The organism is Streptomyces herbicida, from assembly GCF_032656585.1.
Lineage (GTDB): Bacteria > Actinomycetota > Actinomycetes > Streptomycetales > Streptomycetaceae > Streptomyces > Streptomyces herbicida.
The window spans coordinates 13,394-30,155 of the sequence record NZ_JAUYWJ010000009.1 but is presented as its reverse complement, the minus strand read 5'-3'; the positions used below and the strand labels follow the sequence as shown (position 1 = coordinate 30,155).

Sequence of the window (16,762 nt, the reverse complement as noted above, 5' to 3'; positions counted from 1 at the left end):
CCGGCTCAGTGCCGTACCGCGTACAGCACCTGGCCGCCCGGCCCATGGGCCACCGCCCGAAGCCCCGCGTCCCGAGGGGCGTTCCCGGTGTCCACCACCCATCGCACCCCGTACTCCCGAGCGATCCCCTGCCGTTCGCTCCGTGGCGTTCCCGCGGCGAAGTAGCGCCGGACCGCGGCAGTGCGCCGTCCTTCGTCGGGCAGGAAGACATCGGGATAGCCGGGAGCAACGGTGTACGGCCCGTAGGCGGGGATCTGCCGGGCCGGAAACGTCCGGGCCATGACGACGTCCCCGTACTTCACCCACGGCGTGATCCACCGGTAACCGACCCACGGAGCCCGGTACTTCGCGGCTACCGCGCCCGGCAGCGCGCCCTTCGGCACGACGTACCCCACCGTCCCGACCTGGGTCCACGCCCCCACGGCCAGCGCGGCGGCCAACGTAACCGCCCACCCGGCCCGTACCGCCCGTGTGCGCCCCTCCCCCGGCAACACCTCCAGTGCGGCGGCGAGCTGCGCCGGGATCAGCGCGGCGGGCAGCGCGCGCCCCCAGGAGTAGTGACCGCTCACCCCGCCCAGGACGAATACGGCCGCTCCCAGCACGAAGAAGATCACCAGTGGATCCCGGTGGTCCCGCCGCCATCGCAGCGCCAGCGCGACCACTCCGAGCAGCACCAGCCCGAACCGTCCGAGCACATGCCGGTACAGCGAGCGGTGGATGGCCTCGAGGTCCGCGCCGGCCGAGAAGAGCGAGAAGAAGTCGTAGTACGGCCACGCCCACAGCACCAGCAGTCCCAGTGCCACCCCGGCACCGAGCCGCAACAGCGCCTGCCGGCCCGGTCGCGCCGCGACCACGGTGGCGAGGGCGCCCAGCGAGGCCACGACCCCGGAGAACTGGTGGACCAGCAGGATCACCGCCCACAGCACCCCGAGTCCGAGCCACACCGCCCGGCCCGCGCCGCCGCGCAGCGCCCCCGTCAGCCATGCCCACAGGTGGAAGGAGAGTCCGAGGGCGAACACGCTCGGGTACGACACGGTCAGCGCGAGGGAGTTCAGCCCGAGGAAACCGCTCCAGTTGAACAGCACCGGCCCCCACAGGAACAGCAGGCACAGGAGGGCGAGCGCGGGCGCGGCCCGATGCGTGCTGAGCGTGCGGACGTACCGCCACACCCCCGTGACGAGCAGGGCCAGCCCGAGGACCGCGCCGATGCGCAGCACCACGAACACCGACAGCCCGGTGATCCGGGCGACACCGCCGAGCACCAGCATCCACGGCGAGTAGTAGGGGCTCGGGGTGTCCGCCTCGACGAGCGGGTTGCCGGGGTGCAGGAGGCTGTGCCGCAGGCGTACCACGGTGGCCGCGTGCATGCCGAGGTCGCCCGCCCAGGGGAGGCGGACGATCACCAGGAGCAGCAGGACCAGGACGAGCACCGCGGCGGCCTGCGGGAGCGCTCTGCCGGCGGTCGCCGCGGTGCTACGCGGCTCGGCGCGCATCCTGCTGGAAGACCCAGGTGCGGTAGACGAGGAAGCGGAACGCGGAGGCGAGAACGATCGACAGCGCCTTGACCACGTTCGATTCGAAAGGCCCCTGCAGGCCGAGGCCGTGATATCCGGCGTAGAACAGACCGCTTTCCAGGACGACACCAAGGCCACTGAAAACGAAGAACAGTACGATTTGCCGTCGGGTGCGCGAAGCCCGGTCACGATAGGCGAAAAATCGGAAGCCAAGGTAATTCGTGGCCATGGCAATACAGCTCGCCAGGACCGTGGCGACCATCGCCCGCCAGCCCAGGCCATGCAGCAGCAGATTGAACACCAGGAAATTGACGAGCACGCCACTGCCGCCGACGACCCCGAATTTCGCCACTTCGAGGACGACTCGGGTGACCGGCCGGGCATCCGGGGCGGGGGCTGGAGCGCTCACTGCCGGACGGGTCTCGGTTAGGTTCACTGTCACGCGGCAGACTTTATCCGAAGCATCACGATCAGCAGGAAACGGTAAATTCATCGCCCGGTTTTCCCTAAGCGACGGCAAGAAGAGAACGTGACGGGCGCACGAAAACGGGGACGCCCCGGGCCATGACGGCCCGGGACGCCCCCGTCGGGTATCGCCTACGAGTGCGTGCGCAGCAGCGTCCGCATCGTCCGCATGGCCACCGACAGGTTGGCCAGGTCGAAGGAGTCCGAGCTGCGGATCTCCTCCAGGGTGGTGCGCGCCCGGCCCAGGATCGCCCCGTTCTTCTGCTCCCAGGCCTTGAAGCGCTGCTCGGGAGTCGAGCTGCCGTTGCCGACGGCGAGGACGTCCGCGGTGAGCGCCGCGTGGGCCGCGTACAGGTCCTCGCGGATGGAGGCGCGGGCCATGGACTGCCAGCGGTCCGCGCGGGGCAGCTCGATGATGCGGTCCATGAGCTGGGTGATGCCGAGGCGGTCGGCGAGGTCGTAGTAGACCTCCGCGACGTCCAGCGGCTCCGTGCCCGTGCGGTCGGCCACCGAGACGATGTCCAGCGCCGGGAAGGCGGAGGAGAAACCGGCCACGCGCGTCGCCAGCTCGTCCGGCACACCGGCGGCGGACAGCTCGTCGTACACGTGCTGGTACCACTCCAGGTCCGCGCCGCGCAGCAGCTTCGGCAGCTGCTGCCAGACCTGCTCGACCCGCTCCGAGAAGAAGTCGACGGTCTCGGCGAGCGCCAGCGGCTGTGGCCGGTTGTTGAGCAGCCAGCGCGTGCCGCGCTCGACCAGACGGCGCGAGTGCAGCCTAATCCGGGTCTGGACGGCGGCCTCGACCTTGTTGTCCAGGCCCTCGACCGCGTCCCACACGGGCGCCGAGCGGAAGATCGCGCGGGCCACGGTCTGGGCCCGGACGATCTCCTCCAGCGACGCGCCGGTCTCCTCGCGCAGCCGGTGCAGGTACGTCGTACCGCCCGTGTTGACCGTGTCGTTGACCAGGACGGTGGTCGTGATCTCACGGCGCAGGGGGTGGCTGTCGACCCCGTCGGCGAACCGCTCGCGCAGCGCCGTCGGGAAGTACGCGTGCAGCAGGCCGCGCAGATACGGGTCGTCCGGCAGCGAGGTCTGCAGCAGCTCGTCGGCGACCGTGATCTTCGTGTACGCCAGCAGGACGGCGGTCTCCGGGCTGGTCAGGCCGAGCCCCAGGTTGAGCCGCTCACGGATCTGCCGGTCGGTGGGCAGGAACTCCAGGGCCCGGTCGAGGTGGCCCTCGCGCACCAGGTGGCGGATGAACCGCTGCTGGGCGTGGAGCATGTCCTTGGACTGGGCCAGCGCGTTGGCGATCGCCACGTTCTGCGCGTAGTTGTTGCGCAGCACCAGGGCGCCGACCTCGTCGGTCATCTCGGCGAGCAGCTTGTTGCGCTGCTTCACCGTCATGTCGCCGTCCGTGACCAGACCGTTGAGCAGGATCTTGATGTTCACCTCGTGGTCGGAGGTGTCCACACCGGCGCTGTTGTCGATCGCGTCGGTGTTGATCTTGCCGCCGTGCATCGCGAACTCGATGCGGCCGAGCTGGGTCAGGCCCAGGTTGCCGCCCTCGCCGACGACCTTGACCCGGAGGTCCTTGCCGTCGACGCGGATCGCGTCGTTGGCCTTGTCGCCGACGTCCGCGTTGGACTCGGTGGAGGCCTTGACGTACGTGCCGATGCCGCCGTTCCACAGCAGGTCCACCGGCGCCTGGAGGATCGCCTTCATCAAGTCGGCCGGGGTCACCTTGGTGACGCCCGACTCGATGCCGAGGGCCTCGCGGATGTGCGAGTTGACCGGGATCGCCTTGGCGCTGCGCGGGAAGATCCCGCCGCCCGCCGAGAGCAGCTCGGTGTTGTAGTCGGCCCAGCTGGAGCGGGGCAGCTCGAACAGGCGGCGGCGCTCGGCGTAGGAGGTGGCCGCGTCCGGGGTCGGGTCGATGAAGATGTGCCGGTGATCGAAGGCGGCGACCACCCGGATGTGCTCGCTCAGCAGCATGCCGTTGCCGAACACGTCACCGGACATGTCACCGATGCCGACGACCGTGAAGTCCTCGGTCTGCGTGTCGACGCCGAACTCGCGGAAGTGCCGCTTGACGGACTCCCAGGCGCCGCGGGCGGTGATGCCCATGCCCTTGTGGTCGTAGCCCGCGGAGCCGCCGGAGGCGAAGGCGTCGCCGAGCCAGAAGTTGTACGACTGCGCGACCTCGTTGGCGATGTCCGAGAACGTCGCGGTGCCCTTGTCGGCCGCGACCACCAGGTAGGTGTCGTCCTCGTCGTGCCGGACGACGTCCGCCGGGGGCACGACCTCGCCGGCCACCATGTTGTCGGTGATGTCGAGCAGCGCCGAGATGAAGGTCTTGTAACTGGCGATGCCCTCGGCCAGCCACGCGTCCCGGTCCACGCTCGGGTCCGGCAGCTGCTTGGCGACGAAGCCGCCCTTGGCGCCGACCGGCACGATGACGGTGTTCTTCACCATCTGCGCCTTGACCAGGCCGAGGATCTCGGTACGGAAGTCCTCACGCCGGTCGGACCAGCGCAGACCGCCTCGCGCGACCTTGCCGAAGCGCAGGTGCACACCCTCGACGCGCGGCGAGTACACCCAGATCTCGTAGGCCGGGCGCGGCGCCGGAAGGTCGGGGATCGCCTGCGGGTCGAACTTCATCGACACGTAGTCGTGCGGCTTGCCGCCCCGCGACTCCTGGAAGAAGTTCGTGCGCAGCGTCGCCTTGATGACGGTGAGGAAGGAGCGCAGGATGCGGTCCTCGTCGAGGCTCGCCACCTGGTCGAGGGCGGCGTCGAGCTCCTCGAGGAGCGCGTCGACGATCTCGAGCCCGGCGCGCTGGCGGTCCGGCGACATCCGCGCCTCGAAGAGGGAGACGAGGAGCCGGGTGGTGTGGACGTTGGTTCGGAGGGTGTCCTCCATGTAGTCCTGGCTGAAGGTGGAACCGGCCTGCCGCAGGTACTTGGCGTACGCGCGCAGCACCGTCGCCTGCCGCCAGGTCAGCCCGGCGCCCAGCACGAGGGCGTTGAAGCCGTCGTTCTCCGCCTTGCCGGTCCAGGTCGCCTCGAAGGCCTCCTGGAAGCGCTCGCGGCCGTCGTCGCCGAGGTAGTCGCCGTTGCCGCCGCCCAGCGACTTGGGGATGCGCAGGCCGAAGTCGTAGATCCAGGCGGTCGTCCGGTCCGCGCAGCGCAGCTCGTACGGCCGCTCGTCGATCACCTCGACGCCGAGCCGGCTGAGGACCGGCAGCACGGCGGACAGGGAGATCGAGGCGCCCTTGCGGTAGATCTTGAAGCGGCGCTCGTCGGGGGCGGCACCCACCGGCTCGTACAGGCTGAACGAGAAGTCCTTGCCCTGCGCCTCGCTGAGCCGCTCCAGATGGACGAGGTCGGCGACCGCGCCACGCGGGGTGTGGTCGGCCTTGTAGCCCTCGGGGAAGGCGTTGTTGTAGCGGCGCAGCAGCTCGGCGGCGCGCTCCTCGCCCAGCTCGGCGTTGAGCGCCTCGGCGAATCCGTCGGCCCAGGAGCGGGCCGCTTCGACGAGTCGCGCCTCGATGCGCTCCTTGTCGCCGTCGCTGAGCTGGGGCAGCTCGGTGCCCTGCGGGACGCGGATGACGAAGTGCAGCCGGGAGAGGATCGACTCGGTGTTCCAGGCAGTGAAGTCGACGCTGGTGCCGCCGAGCTCCTCCTTCAGGATGTCGATGATCCGCAGCCGGACGCCGGTGGTGTAGCGGTCGCGGGGCAGGTAGACGAGGGCGGAGTAGTAGCGGCCGTACTCGTCCTGGCGCAGGTAGAGGCGCAGCCGCCGCCGCTCCTGCAGGTACAGGACGGAGGTGGCGATGGAGCGCAGCTCGTCGGCGGGCGTCTGGAAGAGCTCGTCGCGCGGGTAGGTCTCCAGGATCTGCAGCAGGTCGCGCCCGTCGTGGCTGTTGGGCGAGAACCCGGCGCCCTTGAGCACCTCGTCGACCTTGCGTCGGATGACCGGCACGCGGCGGACCGACTCGGTGTAGGCGGCGGAGGAGAACAGACCCAGGAAGCGGCGCTCCCCGATGACGCTCCCGTTCTTGTCGAACTTCTTCACGCCGACGTAGTCGAGGTACGACGGCCGGTGCACGGTGGCCCGGCTGTTGGCCTTGGTCAGGACGAGGAGCTTGTGCTCGCGGGCCTTGGCGCGGGCGTCGGCCGGGAGCCGCTCGAAGGAGGGGCTGACGGGGTGGCTCTCGTCGGTCGCGTGGTGCGGGTCGGAGCGCAGTATGCCGAGCCCGGTGCCCGGCACCGCCGCCAGCGAGTCGTCCTCGCGCAGCTGGTACTCGCGGTAGCCGAGGAAGGTGAAGTGGTCGGCGGACAGCCAGCGCAGCAGCTCGCGGGCCTCCTCGACCTCGGCTGCGGAGAGGTCGGCGGGGAAGGCCTCGCCGTCGAGCCCCTCGGCGATGCGCAGCGCCGCGTCCCGCATCTTCTCCCAGTCCTCGACGGCCTCGCGGACGTCGGACAGGACACGCAGCAGATCGGCGGTGATCTGCTTCAGGTCGGCGCGGTCGGTCTCACGGTCGATCTCGACGTGGATCCAGGACTCCACGTGCGCGTCGTGCGGGAGGTCGCCGCCGGTGGCCGGGGCGGGCAGCACCTCGATGAGCTTGCCGGTGAGGTCGCGCCGCACGACGATCTGCGGGTGGATGACGACGTGGATGCCACGGCCCTGCCGGGTCAGCTCGTTCGTCACGGAGTCGACGAGGAAGGGCATGTCGTCGGTGACGACCTCGACGACGGTGTGGCTGCAGGTCCACCCGTTCTCTTCGACGGTCGGGGTGTGGACCCGCACGTTGGCCGTGCCCTGGGGACGGCTCTCGGCGAGTCGGTAGTGGGAGACTGCGGCTCCGAAGACGTCGACCGGGTCGCGGTCGGTGAGGTCCTCCGGGGCGGTGTGCAGGTAGTAGCGCTGGAGGAACGCGAGCACGGATGCCTGGTCCGGGGTGCCCGGGGTGCCCTCGCTCGTCGTCCCAGTCGGTAGGTGCCCCCCGACCGGGCTGTTCTCAGCTACCCGGGCGGCCCGTTCGAGCAGCTCGGCCTTGGCTTCGTCCAGCTTGGTCTGCATTGTCCTCTGGCTCCTGTCGCGCGCCGTTGCGTGACGTAGAAGGAAGTACGGTCCCTTCCCCTGCGGCTCGACGCCACGGCCCGGGGTGTCCGGTCCGTTCCGACGCTATGCCGCAAGGTGAGATGAGCGGGGGGCATTCAGCCATTCTCGACGCGCCCACCGGATGTGACGCTGCTCTCCGCGACGCCGATACCGGAGGTGTGTGCGGCGCCTCGGGGGCACTTGCGCCCCTGTCCCGCCCGGGAAGACCAGCGATCGCCGCCCGGTCACGGATGTCGTCCGTGCTCACCGGGCGCAAGGCAGGGGCGACGGTGCCCCCGCGAGCTATCGCGCTGATCACGCCACAAGGCTATCGCTCATTACCCGGGGCCCGTCATGAGCCGTATGTGTACAAAACCGGGGGTGGAAGTTTGACGTTCTGCACAGGGGCGGAGACGCCGCGAGGGGCGTATCCGCGCCGCCGGCGACAGGAGCGGCGGGCGTGACTGCCGGGGTGACCTGGGCAACCACGTGAGGGCGGCGGGGCTGCCGGGCACGGGCCGGGTGGGACCGGGGTCCAGGTGCAGTGGCGGGGACGGTCCAGTGGTGGCGCGGTGGGAGTCCAGCGGGGGCCGAGGCCGGCTGGACGCCTCAGGCCGCCAGTCGCTCCGCCTCCGCCACGGCCTCCGCCAGGGTGTCCACCACCGGCACACCCGCCTCCTCGAGGCTGGCCCGGCCGTGCGACCCACCGGTGTACAACACGGCCTGCGCGCCCACGTACTGCGCGGCCACCGCGTCGTCGGCGGCGTCCCCGATCACCACCGTCCGCGAGGGATCCACCCCGGTCAGCGCCTTCAGGTGGCGGACCATGTGCTCGGCCTTGCTGCCCCCGGACGGCCCGACCCGCCCCTCGACGCGTATGAAGTGCGCCTCGATCCCGAACCCCCGCACCAGCGGCACGAGTTCATCGTGCACATACATGCTGAGCAGCGACTGGCTGCGCCCCGCCGACAGCCAGCCCGCCAGCAGCTCGACCGCTCCCTCGGTGAGCCCGCAGCGGATCCGGTGCTCGGCGTAGTACCGGTGGAAGACGTCGTCCATGGCCTCCCACTCGGCGAGGGTCGGCAGCCGCCCCATCAGCCGCTCGTAGAACTTGGGCACCGGCACGCAGTACAGCGCCCGGTACTGCTCCAGCGTGATCGGCTCCAGGCCGAGCTCGGCCGATGCCGCGTTCGTCGCCCCGATGATCGCGTCATTGTCATGGAACAGCGTCCCGTTCCAGTCCCAGACAATGTGCGCGCTTCCGTGCTTCCCCATGCCCAAAAACGTACCCTCCACCACTGACAATCATGAGTGTCCGCAGGTCAGAGGTGCCTGGGACGGATGGGGCAAGGAGCGTCAGAGGAGCCCGACCAGGTTGGGGATCTCCTGCGTCGCGTACCACAGCAGCTCGTGGTCCTCGGCCTCGTCCACGACGAACTGGGCGTCGTCGTCCCCGCCGTCCGCCGCCTGAAGCGCCTGCGCCGCGGCGGCCACGTCCTCCTCGGCGTCGTCCGCGTCGACGTGCACCGCGGCCGCCTTGGCCAGCCGCACCGCCCCGGCCACCCGTACCTCGCCCAGCGCCGCCGGGTCCAGCCCGCGGTCCGGGTCCGCCGTCGCCGCCCCGTCGGCCACGTCGACGGCGACCACGACCCGGCGCCGTGCCGCTTCCGGGTCCGCCGCCAGCAGCCGCAGCGAGGCCAGCGCGGCCCGGCTCAGCGCCGCGTACTCGAGTTCCTCGATGTCGTCCGAGAGGTACCACTCGCGCAGCGCGGGCGTGACGGCGTACGCGACGAACGGACCGGCCCCGAGCTCGCCCGTCTTGTACGCCTCGGCGAGACCGGGGAGGGTCAGGGGGACGTACACGCGCATGGCTGGCCGCTCTTTCGTGGTCGGAGGCTCCGCTTGAGGCCCCGGGAGGGGGTCCCGCGTCTCCCGGAGGGCCTTCAGGATACGTGCGGGCGTCCCCTTTCGGGGCCCTGCCCGAACCCTCGGACGCGTCCACCCGGCGCCACTGCACTCACCCGGTGCCGCCCCGTACCCGCCGGGTTCCGCGCCCTCGCTACCACTCGGATAGGTGAACCTTGCGGCCCGCCGACGCGGGCTCCGCCTTCCTTGCCGCCGCCGTCGGCGGCCCCGTACAAGATCCCCACCAGCAAGTTACCGCCCGGTATCCACCGGGCCCGCCGAACGGGGACCCTCATGAACAAGGTCATGACCAGGACAGCCAAGCCCCGCCCGGGCACCCGCCCGCCGAGCCGCCGGGACCCCCGCCGCCCCGGCGACGCGGCCCCCAGGACACCGGTCACCGGGGCGGCACGCAGCCCACGGACCCCGGGGACGACCGATACGGCCCCGGCCTCGGGGACGGGCCGTACGACGCCCAGCACGGCGCCACGGCCAGTCGCGGCTCCCCGGCCCACCGACCTCTTCGCCGACCGCCTGCTCGCCGTCCTGAGCGGCCAGCGACCCGTCCACTGGATGCTCCGGCACACTGCCGGCCGCGCCTACGACGAACTCGCCCGCCTCGCCGAACGCGGCCCCCTGCGCACCCGCGGGGCCCGCCCCGTCGTCCGCGACATCGGGTACTACGTCCCGCGGACCGGCGCCATCGAGGCCTTCGCCCGCATCGGCGCCGGAGACCGGCTCCGCGCCATGGCCTTCCGCCTGGAGCAGGGACCGGACCTTCGCTGGCGCTGCACCGCGGTGGAACTGGGCGGCCCCCGCACCCCACGGACGGACGACGACTAGCGCGCCGCCGGCAGGAGATGGCCGGCACAGTCGGCACTGGACGGCTGGCGCAGGCGGCACGAGGCGGCTGGCTCAGCCGGCCCGAGACGGCGAAGGGCCGGGCACCCGACGGGTGTCCCGGCCCTTGCAGGACGCCACGGCTAGGACGCCGTGGGCATCATCGTCACTTCTTGCGGCGACGACCGCTCTTGGCCTGCTTGCGGCGCTCCGCACGCGTGAGGCCGTCCGCCTCGGAGCGCACCGGCTCATCGTCGTCATAGGTGAAGTCGCCCTCGACGAGGCCGCCCTCACCGTCCACCGTCGCGGCGGAGAAGTGCAGGCCGCGCCGCTGCGGAGCGTCGAGCCCCTTGGCGCGGATCTCGGGACGGGAGCCCGCCTGGGCCGGCACCGCGTCCTGGACACCCTCGGCCACCGGCTGGGCGTCCTCGACCGGGACCTCCTCGACCTGCTGCTCGACCTGGACCTCCAGGTTGAACAGGTAGCCGACGGACTCCTCCTTGATGCCGTCCATCATCGCGGTGAACATGTCGAAGCCCTCGCGCTGGTACTCGACCAGCGGGTCCTTCTGCGCCATCGCGCGCAGGCCGATGCCCTCCTGGAGGTAGTCCATCTCGTAGAGGTGCTCGCGCCACTTGCGGTCCAGGACCGACAGCACGACCCGGCGCTCCAGCTCACGCATGATCTCGGAGCCGAGCTGCGACTCGCGCGACTCGTACTGCGCGAGGATGTCGTCCTTGATCGACTCGGAGATGAACTCCGCGGTCAGGCCTGCACGGTCACCGGCCGCGTCCTCCAGCTCGTCGATGGTGACCTTCACCGGGTAGAGCTGCTTGAAGGCGCCCCACAGCCGGTCGAGGTCCCAGTCCTCCGGGAAGCCCTCGGCGGTCTCGGCGGCGACGTAGGCGTCGATCGTGTCGTTCATGAAGTGCTGCACCTGCTCGTGCAGGTCCTCGCCCTCCAGGACGCGGCGGCGCTCACCGTAGATGACCTCGCGCTGGCGGTTGAGAACCTCGTCGTACTTCAGGACGTTCTTACGGGTCTCGAAGTTCTGCTGCTCGACCTGCGACTGGGCGGAGGCGATCGCGCGCGTCACCATCTTGTTCTCGATCGGCACGTCGTCCGGCACGTTCGCCATGGACATCACACGCTCGACCATCTGGGCCTTGAACAGCCGCATCAGGTCGTCGCCGAGGGAGAGGTAGAAGCGGGACTCGCCCGGGTCGCCCTGACGGCCGGAACGACCGCGCAGCTGGTTGTCGATACGACGCGACTCGTGCCGCTCGGTGCCCAGCACGTAGAGGCCGCCGCTCTCCTCGACCTCGTCCTTCTCGGCCTTGACGGCGAGCTCCGCACGCTCCAGAGCGGCGGGCAGGGCGTGGGCCCACTCCTCGATGTGCTCCTCGGGGTCGAGGCCGCGCTGACGCAGCTCCGCCTCGGCGAGGTCCTCGGGGTTGCCGCCGAGCTTGATGTCCGTACCACGGCCGGCCATGTTCGTGGCGACCGTGACGGCACCCTTGCGGCCGGCCTGGGCGACGATCTGCGCCTCGCGCTCGTGGTGCTTGGCGTTGAGCACCTCGTGCTGGATGCCGCGCTTGCTGAGCTGCTGCGAGAGGTACTCGGACTTCTCGACCGAGGTGGTGCCGACCAGGATCGGCTGACCCTTCTCGTGCTTCTCGGCGATGTCGTCGACGACGGCCTCGAACTTGGCGACCTCGGTGCGGTAGATCAGGTCCGACTGGTCCTTGCGGATCATCGGCTTGTTCGTCGGGATCGGGACCACGCCGAGCTTGTAGATCTGGTGGAACTCGGCGGCCTCGGTCATCGCCGTACCGGTCATGCCGGAGAGCTTCTTGTAGAGGCGGAAGAAGTTCTGCAGGGTGATCGTGGCGAGCGTCTGGTTCTCGTCCTTGATGTCCACCCCTTCCTTCGCCTCGATCGCCTGGTGCATGCCCTCGTTGTAGCGGCGGCCGGCGAGGATACGGCCGGTGTGCTCGTCGACGATCATGACTTCGCCGTCGATGACGACGTAGTCCTTGTCCTTCTTGAAGAGCTCCTTGGCCTTGATGGCGTTGTTCAGATAGCCCACCAGCGGGGTGTTCACCGACTCGTAGAGGTTGTCGATGCCCAGCCAGTCCTCGACCTTGGAGACGCCGCTCTCGTGGATGGCGACCGTGCGCTTCTTCTCGTCGACGTCGTAGTCGCCGGTCTCCTCGATGCCCTTGAGTGGGTTGCCCGCCTCGCCCTTCTTCAGGCGCGTGACCAGCTTGGAGAAGTCGCCGTACCACTTGGTGGCCTGGTCGGCCGGGCCGGAGATGATCAGCGGTGTACGGGCCTCGTCGACCAGGATGGAGTCGACCTCGTCGACGATGGCGAAGTTGTGGCCGCGCTGGACGAGCTCGTCCTTTGCCCAGGCCATGTTGTCGCGGAGGTAGTCGAAGCCGAACTCGTTGTTCGTGCCGTACGTGATGTCGCACTCGTACTGCTCGCGGCGCTGGGCCGGCGTCATGTTGGCCAGGATGCAGCCGACGCTCAGGCCCAGGAACTTGTGGACGCGGCCCATCATCTCGGAGTCGCGCTCGGCCAGGTAGTCGTTGACCGTGATGAGGTGGACGCCGTCTCCGGAGAGGGCGTTCAGATAAGCGGGGAGGGTGCCGACGAGGGTCTTGCCCTCACCGGTCTTCATCTCGGCGACGTAGCCGAGGTGGAGGGCGGCGCCGCCCATCAGCTGCACGTCGTAGTGCCGCTGGCCGAGGACGCGCTTGGCGGCCTCGCGGACGGTGGCGAACGCCTCGGGGAGCAGGTCGTCCAGGCTCTCACCGTCTGCGTACCGCTGCTTGTACTCATCGGTGAGGGCCCGCAGCTCGGCGTCGGAGAGGTCGACGAAGTCCTCTTCGATGGAGTTGACCTGGTCCGCGATGCGGTGCAGCTTGCGCAGGATCTTGCCTTCGCCTGCACGCATGATCTTCGAGAGGACGGACACGGGGGCTGGTCTCCTTGCCGGTCGGGCCTGGGACGGTCGGTTTCCATTTCACGTACTGAGCAACGGCCATCGTATGCGAGGACCCGGGCACGCCGGGAGGCCTGGCGGTCCGACAGCCGTCCGCGCTTGCTCTGCCGCTGGCTTTCACAGGGGACAACGGGCGGGATGCGCGGATAGTGCCGCGTCGCTCCGGGGAATTGCGCGAAATGTGATCGCGCGTTCACACACGGCACGGGGCGTGTCGGCGGCCCGGGGATGGCGCTGTTCCGGATGCCCGAGCAGAATCGGCCGATGGACCCCGTCACGCTCGCCACCAGCCGTCTTCTCCTGCGCGCCCCCGGCCCGCAGGACGCCGAGGCGGTGTTCGCCGCCGCCCAGGACCCCGACGTCCAGCGCTGGATCTCCCAGTTCCCCTCGCCCTACCTCAGGGAGCACGCGCGCGGCTTCACAGAACAGGTGGTGCCCGACGGCTGGGCGGACAACGCGATGTTCACCTTCGGCCTCTTCCTCCCCGAAGGGGAGCTCGCCGGCATGCTCGCCATCACCATGCGCGCCCTGGGGTCCGGCGAGATCGGCTACTGGGCGACCAAGGAACACCGCGGCAACGGCTATGTGACCGAGGCCACCCTCGCCGCCTCCCGCTGGGCCTTCACCCAGCTGTCCATCGACCGCGTGGAGTGGCGTGCGGAGGTGGGCAACAGAGCGTCCCGCGCGGTGGCCGAACGCGCCGGCTTCACCATCGAGGGCATCCTGCGCTCCGCGACGAACAACAAGGGGGTACGCCGGGACTGCTGGGTGGGCTCCCTGCTCCCGTCGGACCTGGGCCTGCCGTCGACGGCACCGTACCTGCCGGCGCCTGCGCATCTGTCATAGCACCGGCCCGCAAAACAGCAGCTCAGCCCGCGCTGTCAGTCCCGCCGTCTATCGTCCGAACCCATGACGACCCTCCCGCGCCCCGCCACCGACCTCTCCGCGGACGATGCCCGCCGCATCGCCCTGCGGGCCCAGGGCTTCCTCGGTACTCCCGACCGCCGGGCCGGCGTCCGGGGCGTCCTGCGTCATCTCGGCGCGGTTCAGCTCGACACCATCTCGGTCCTCGCCCGCTCCCACGAGCTGATCCCGTACGCCCGCTTGGGCGCCGTGGGCCGCAGGACGGTGGAGGCCGCCTACTGGACGCCCGCGTCCACGGGCACGCCTCCGGCCCGGCCGCACGCCTTCGAGTACTGGTCGCACGCGGCGTGCATCCTCCCCGTCGAGGAGTGGCCGCACTTCGCGTTCCGCCGCCGCGCCTACCGCAACCGCCCGCACTGGAACCATGACCTCCCCGACGGCGCCTACGACCAGGTCGTCAAGCAGCTCCGCGCCGAAGGCCCGCTCACCGCCACGGAGTTGGGCGGCGCAAAGCGCACCAGCGAGTGGTGGGACTGGTCCGGCTCGAAGGTCGCGGTCGAGCGCGCGCTGATGTACGGGGAGGTGGTCTGTGTGGAACGCCGCGGCTGGAAGCGGGTGTACGACCTCGCCGAGCGCGCGATCCCGGACGCCCTGCTGCACGACGAGCTCGACGACACCGAGTGCATACGCCGCCTGGTGCGCCTGGCGGGCGAGTCCCTCGGCGTCGGCACGCGCGCGGACATCGCCGACTACCACCGCCTCAAGGGCGAGCAGGTCGACGCGGTGATCGCGGACTCGGGTCTGGTCCCGGTCACGGTGGAGGGCTGGGGCAAGCCCGCCTGGGCCGACCCCGCGACGCTGGAGACACCTCCGCGCGGCCGCCACCGCACCACGCTGCTGTCCCCGTTCGACTCCCTGATCTGGGAACGAGCGCGTACGGAGCGGATCTTCGGCTTCACCCACCGGCTGGAGGCCTATGTGCCGAAGCCGAAGCGGGTGTACGGCTACTTCGCGATGCCGGTCCTGTCCGGCGGCCGTCTCGTCGGCCGTGTCGACCCGGCGCGCGAGGGCCGCACCCTGGTGGCCCGGCAGGCCACGCTGGACGGCGCAAAGGCGGTCCCGGCCGTGGCCCAGTCCCTGGCCGAGGCGGCGAGCTGGGTGGACTGCACGGACGTACGCGTGGAACGGGTGGACGCACCGGAACTGCGCGAGCCCCTCACAAAGGAACTCGCCCGGCTCCTCGCCTGATCCGCGCCGGGCGCCCGCCCCTACCGGATTTCGAGAATCTTCTCCCGCATCGCGTACACCACGGCCTCCATCCTGGAGTGCAGTTGCAGCTTCTCCAGGATGTTGCGGACGTGGTTCTTCACCGTGTTCTCGGAGATGAACAACTCCTTCGCAATGTCGCGGTTGTTCATTCCCGTCGCGACCAGCTTGAGAACCTCCAGCTCACGGTCCGTCAGCCGGGGTGCGGGCACGAGCCTGCGCTCGTCCGTCCGCTGGATCATCGACTTGAACTCGGTGAGCAGTTTCGAGGCCATCGAGGGGCTGATCTGCGACTGCCCGTCGGCCACCGCGCGAATGGCGGTGGCCACCTCGTCCGTCGAGATCTCCTTGAGGAGATAGCCGGTCGCGCCCGCCTTGATCGCGTCGTAGAGATCGGCCTCTTCGTCACTGATCGTCAACATGATGATCTTGGCGCTGGGAGCGACCTCCTTGATGGAGGTGCACGCCTCGATCCCGCCACGCTTGGGCATCCGCACGTCCATCAGGACGATGTCGGGCAGCAGGTCGGCCGCCTTGTCCACGGCCTCGGCACCGTCGCCCGCCTCGCCGACGACCTGGATGTCCTCCTCGGCGGCGAGCACGATCTCCAGGCCGCGGCGGAAGAGGGCGTGGTCGTCCACGACAAGGACTCTGATCGGCTCCTTGCGTGGAGTGCCCGCGTCCGGGCCCATGCCGACGACGCCATCGTCGGCATCCCCGTTCTGCATCGGTCCGAAGCTGTCCGCCATCGTTCCTCCCCCTGAAGGCTGTGGCCTGTGGTCCTGTGCCATCGCCAACCCAAGGCAAAGGCCCACCGGTTGGGCCGGTGCGGCCATGATTTCATGCCCGGACGACACTGCGGTGACAGAGCGGGGCGCGAAGTGGTCGCACGCCGGTGCCCCTGGGGGCGCACACGCGCTCCAGGGGCACCGGCTCAGCCTGGGGCCGGGCGGGTCAGCCGCCCAGCATGCCGCCTGCCGCGGGGGGTTGCGCCTGGGTGACCATCGGGTCCGTGCTGAGGTGGATGACACCGTAGTCGTAGGCGTGCCGACGGTAGACGACGCTCGGTTCCTTCGTCTCGGAGTCGACGAACAGATAAAAGTCGTGTCCGACCAGTTCCATCTCGTAGAGAGCCTGGTCGAGGGTCATCGGGGAGGCGACGTGGGTCTTCTCGCGGACGATGAGGGGGCCTTCGCCCTTCACTTCCAGCGAGCCGATCTTCTTGGTGGGCACTCCGTCGCTGTCTTCCTCGCGGACGGGGTGGCCGTTCCCGTTGAGTGTCGCCGCGCCCGGGACGTGGTCGGGAACCTCCGCGGCCGAGATCCGGCGTGCGCCGCGCCGCGAGAAACGCTTGTCGTGCTGCTTGCGCAGCCGGGCGTCCAGCTTCTCCGCCGCCAGGTCGAGTGCCGCATACGGATCGCTGGCCGCTGCCTCCGCCCGGATCACCGGACCGCGGGAGCGGAGCGTGATCTCCACTCGGTCGCACCGGTCGGCCTGCCGGGGGTTGGGCTCCTTGGACACCTCCACGTCGAGGCTGATCACCTTGCCATCGAGCTTCTGGATCTTCTCCAGCTTCAGCTTCTCGGCCACGTGCTTGCGGAACCGCTCGGGCACCTCGGTCTTGCGGCCCTTGACGACGATGTCCACGCAGAACTCCGTTCCCGGATCGCTCCGCTCCATCGGCGGAGCATCTCCCTTTTGCACCAGGTTCCGGTCAGTCCGGAACCTCGGACTCGGTGACTTCCACCTCCTCCTCCCCCATGGGCAAGATCTCCACCCCAGCGCCGCGAGT

General features: G+C 69.9%; 11 protein-coding genes. 3 read left to right on the top strand and 8 right to left on the bottom strand.

What is annotated here, in order from left to right; translation table 11 throughout:
• Positions 1 to 5: 5 nt before the first annotated feature.
• The 5 genes from Q8A52_RS19675 to Q8A52_RS19655 all read right to left on the bottom strand — a co-directional run bounded on the left by Q8A52_RS19675 (position 6) and on the right by Q8A52_RS19655 (position 8,954).
• Positions 6 to 1,493, bottom strand: coding sequence for a hypothetical protein (locus Q8A52_RS19675; protein ID WP_316753972.1), 1,488 nt, complete (start codon positions 1,491 to 1,493; stop codon positions 6 to 8).
• Positions 1,474 to 1,956, bottom strand: a complete 483-nt coding sequence (locus tag Q8A52_RS19670; protein ID WP_316753971.1) for a GtrA family protein — start codon at positions 1,954 to 1,956, stop codon at positions 1,474 to 1,476. Before Q8A52_RS19670 ends, Q8A52_RS19675 begins: the two co-directional genes overlap by 20 nt.
• A 155-nt stretch (positions 1,957 to 2,111) precedes the next feature.
• Positions 2,112 to 7,064: an NAD-glutamate dehydrogenase gene (locus Q8A52_RS19665; protein WP_316753970.1), complete on the bottom strand. Its 4,953-nt coding sequence runs from the start codon at positions 7,062 to 7,064 to the stop codon at positions 2,112 to 2,114.
• Positions 7,065 to 7,694: 630 nt separating this feature from the next.
• Positions 7,695 to 8,360: an HAD family hydrolase gene (locus Q8A52_RS19660; protein ID WP_316753969.1), complete on the bottom strand. Its 666-nt coding sequence runs from the start codon at positions 8,358 to 8,360 to the stop codon at positions 7,695 to 7,697.
• An 81-nt stretch (positions 8,361 to 8,441) separates the two neighbouring features.
• A complete protein-coding gene (locus Q8A52_RS19655) occupies positions 8,442 to 8,954 on the bottom strand; it encodes a DUF6912 family protein (RefSeq protein ID WP_316753967.1) in 513 nt (170 codons plus the stop codon).
• 330 nt (positions 8,955 to 9,284) lie between these two features.
• On the opposite strand from Q8A52_RS19655, the gene Q8A52_RS19650 reads away from it, so the two are divergent.
• On the top strand, positions 9,285 to 9,833 hold the full coding sequence (locus Q8A52_RS19650; RefSeq protein ID WP_316753965.1) for an Rv3235 family protein: 549 nt from the start codon (positions 9,285 to 9,287) through the stop codon (positions 9,831 to 9,833).
• A 163-nt stretch (positions 9,834 to 9,996) separates the two neighbouring features.
• On the opposite strand, the gene secA is transcribed toward Q8A52_RS19650, so the two are convergent.
• A complete protein-coding gene (gene secA, locus Q8A52_RS19645) occupies positions 9,997 to 12,813 on the bottom strand; it encodes a preprotein translocase subunit SecA (protein ID WP_316753963.1) in 2,817 nt (938 codons plus the stop codon).
• Positions 12,814 to 13,104: 291 nt separating this feature from the next.
• Here secA and Q8A52_RS19640 point away from each other — a divergent pair, with 291 nt between their 5' ends.
• Positions 13,105 to 13,686 carry a GNAT family N-acetyltransferase gene (locus tag Q8A52_RS19640; RefSeq protein WP_316753962.1) on the top strand — a complete coding sequence of 194 codons (582 nt, stop codon included), beginning with the start codon at positions 13,105 to 13,107 and terminating at the stop codon, positions 13,684 to 13,686.
• Positions 13,687 to 13,749: 63 nt separating this feature from the next.
• Positions 13,750 to 14,952, top strand: coding sequence for a winged helix-turn-helix domain-containing protein (locus Q8A52_RS19635; RefSeq protein WP_316753960.1), 1,203 nt, complete (start codon positions 13,750 to 13,752; stop codon positions 14,950 to 14,952).
• A gap of 20 nt (positions 14,953 to 14,972) precedes the next feature.
• Here the strand turns inward: Q8A52_RS19635 and Q8A52_RS19630 are convergent, their stop codons facing one another.
• Positions 14,973 to 15,719: a response regulator transcription factor gene (locus Q8A52_RS19630; protein ID WP_316753958.1), complete on the bottom strand. Its 747-nt coding sequence runs from the start codon at positions 15,717 to 15,719 to the stop codon at positions 14,973 to 14,975.
• A 205-nt stretch (positions 15,720 to 15,924) separates the two neighbouring features.
• On the bottom strand, positions 15,925 to 16,617 hold the full coding sequence (gene hpf / locus Q8A52_RS19625) for a ribosome hibernation-promoting factor, HPF/YfiA family (RefSeq protein ID WP_408649226.1): 693 nt from the start codon (positions 16,615 to 16,617) through the stop codon (positions 15,925 to 15,927).
• Positions 16,618 to 16,762: the final 145 nt, after the last annotated feature.

Bases quoted from the DNA above. Each gene is read 5' to 3' on its own strand.
- Q8A52_RS19675 (WP_316753972.1), bottom strand. From the start codon at position 1,493: ATGCGCGCCGAGCCGCGTAGCACCGCGGCGACCGCCGGCAGAGCGCTC.
- Q8A52_RS19665 (WP_316753970.1), bottom strand. From the start codon at position 7,064: ATGCAGACCAAGCTGGACGAAGCCAAGGCCGAGCTGCTCGAACGGGCC.
- Q8A52_RS19660 (WP_316753969.1), bottom strand. From the start codon at position 8,360: ATGGGGAAGCACGGAAGCGCGCACATTGTCTGGGACTGGAACGGGACG.
- Q8A52_RS19655 (WP_316753967.1), bottom strand. From the start codon at position 8,954: ATGCGCGTGTACGTCCCCCTGACCCTCCCCGGTCTCGCCGAGGCGTAC.
- Q8A52_RS19650 (WP_316753965.1), top strand. From the start codon at position 9,285: ATGAACAAGGTCATGACCAGGACAGCCAAGCCCCGCCCGGGCACCCGC.
- Q8A52_RS19640 (WP_316753962.1), top strand. From the start codon at position 13,105: ATGGACCCCGTCACGCTCGCCACCAGCCGTCTTCTCCTGCGCGCCCCC.
- Q8A52_RS19635 (WP_316753960.1), top strand. From the start codon at position 13,750: ATGACGACCCTCCCGCGCCCCGCCACCGACCTCTCCGCGGACGATGCC.
- Q8A52_RS19630 (WP_316753958.1), bottom strand. From the start codon at position 15,719: ATGGCGGACAGCTTCGGACCGATGCAGAACGGGGATGCCGACGATGGC.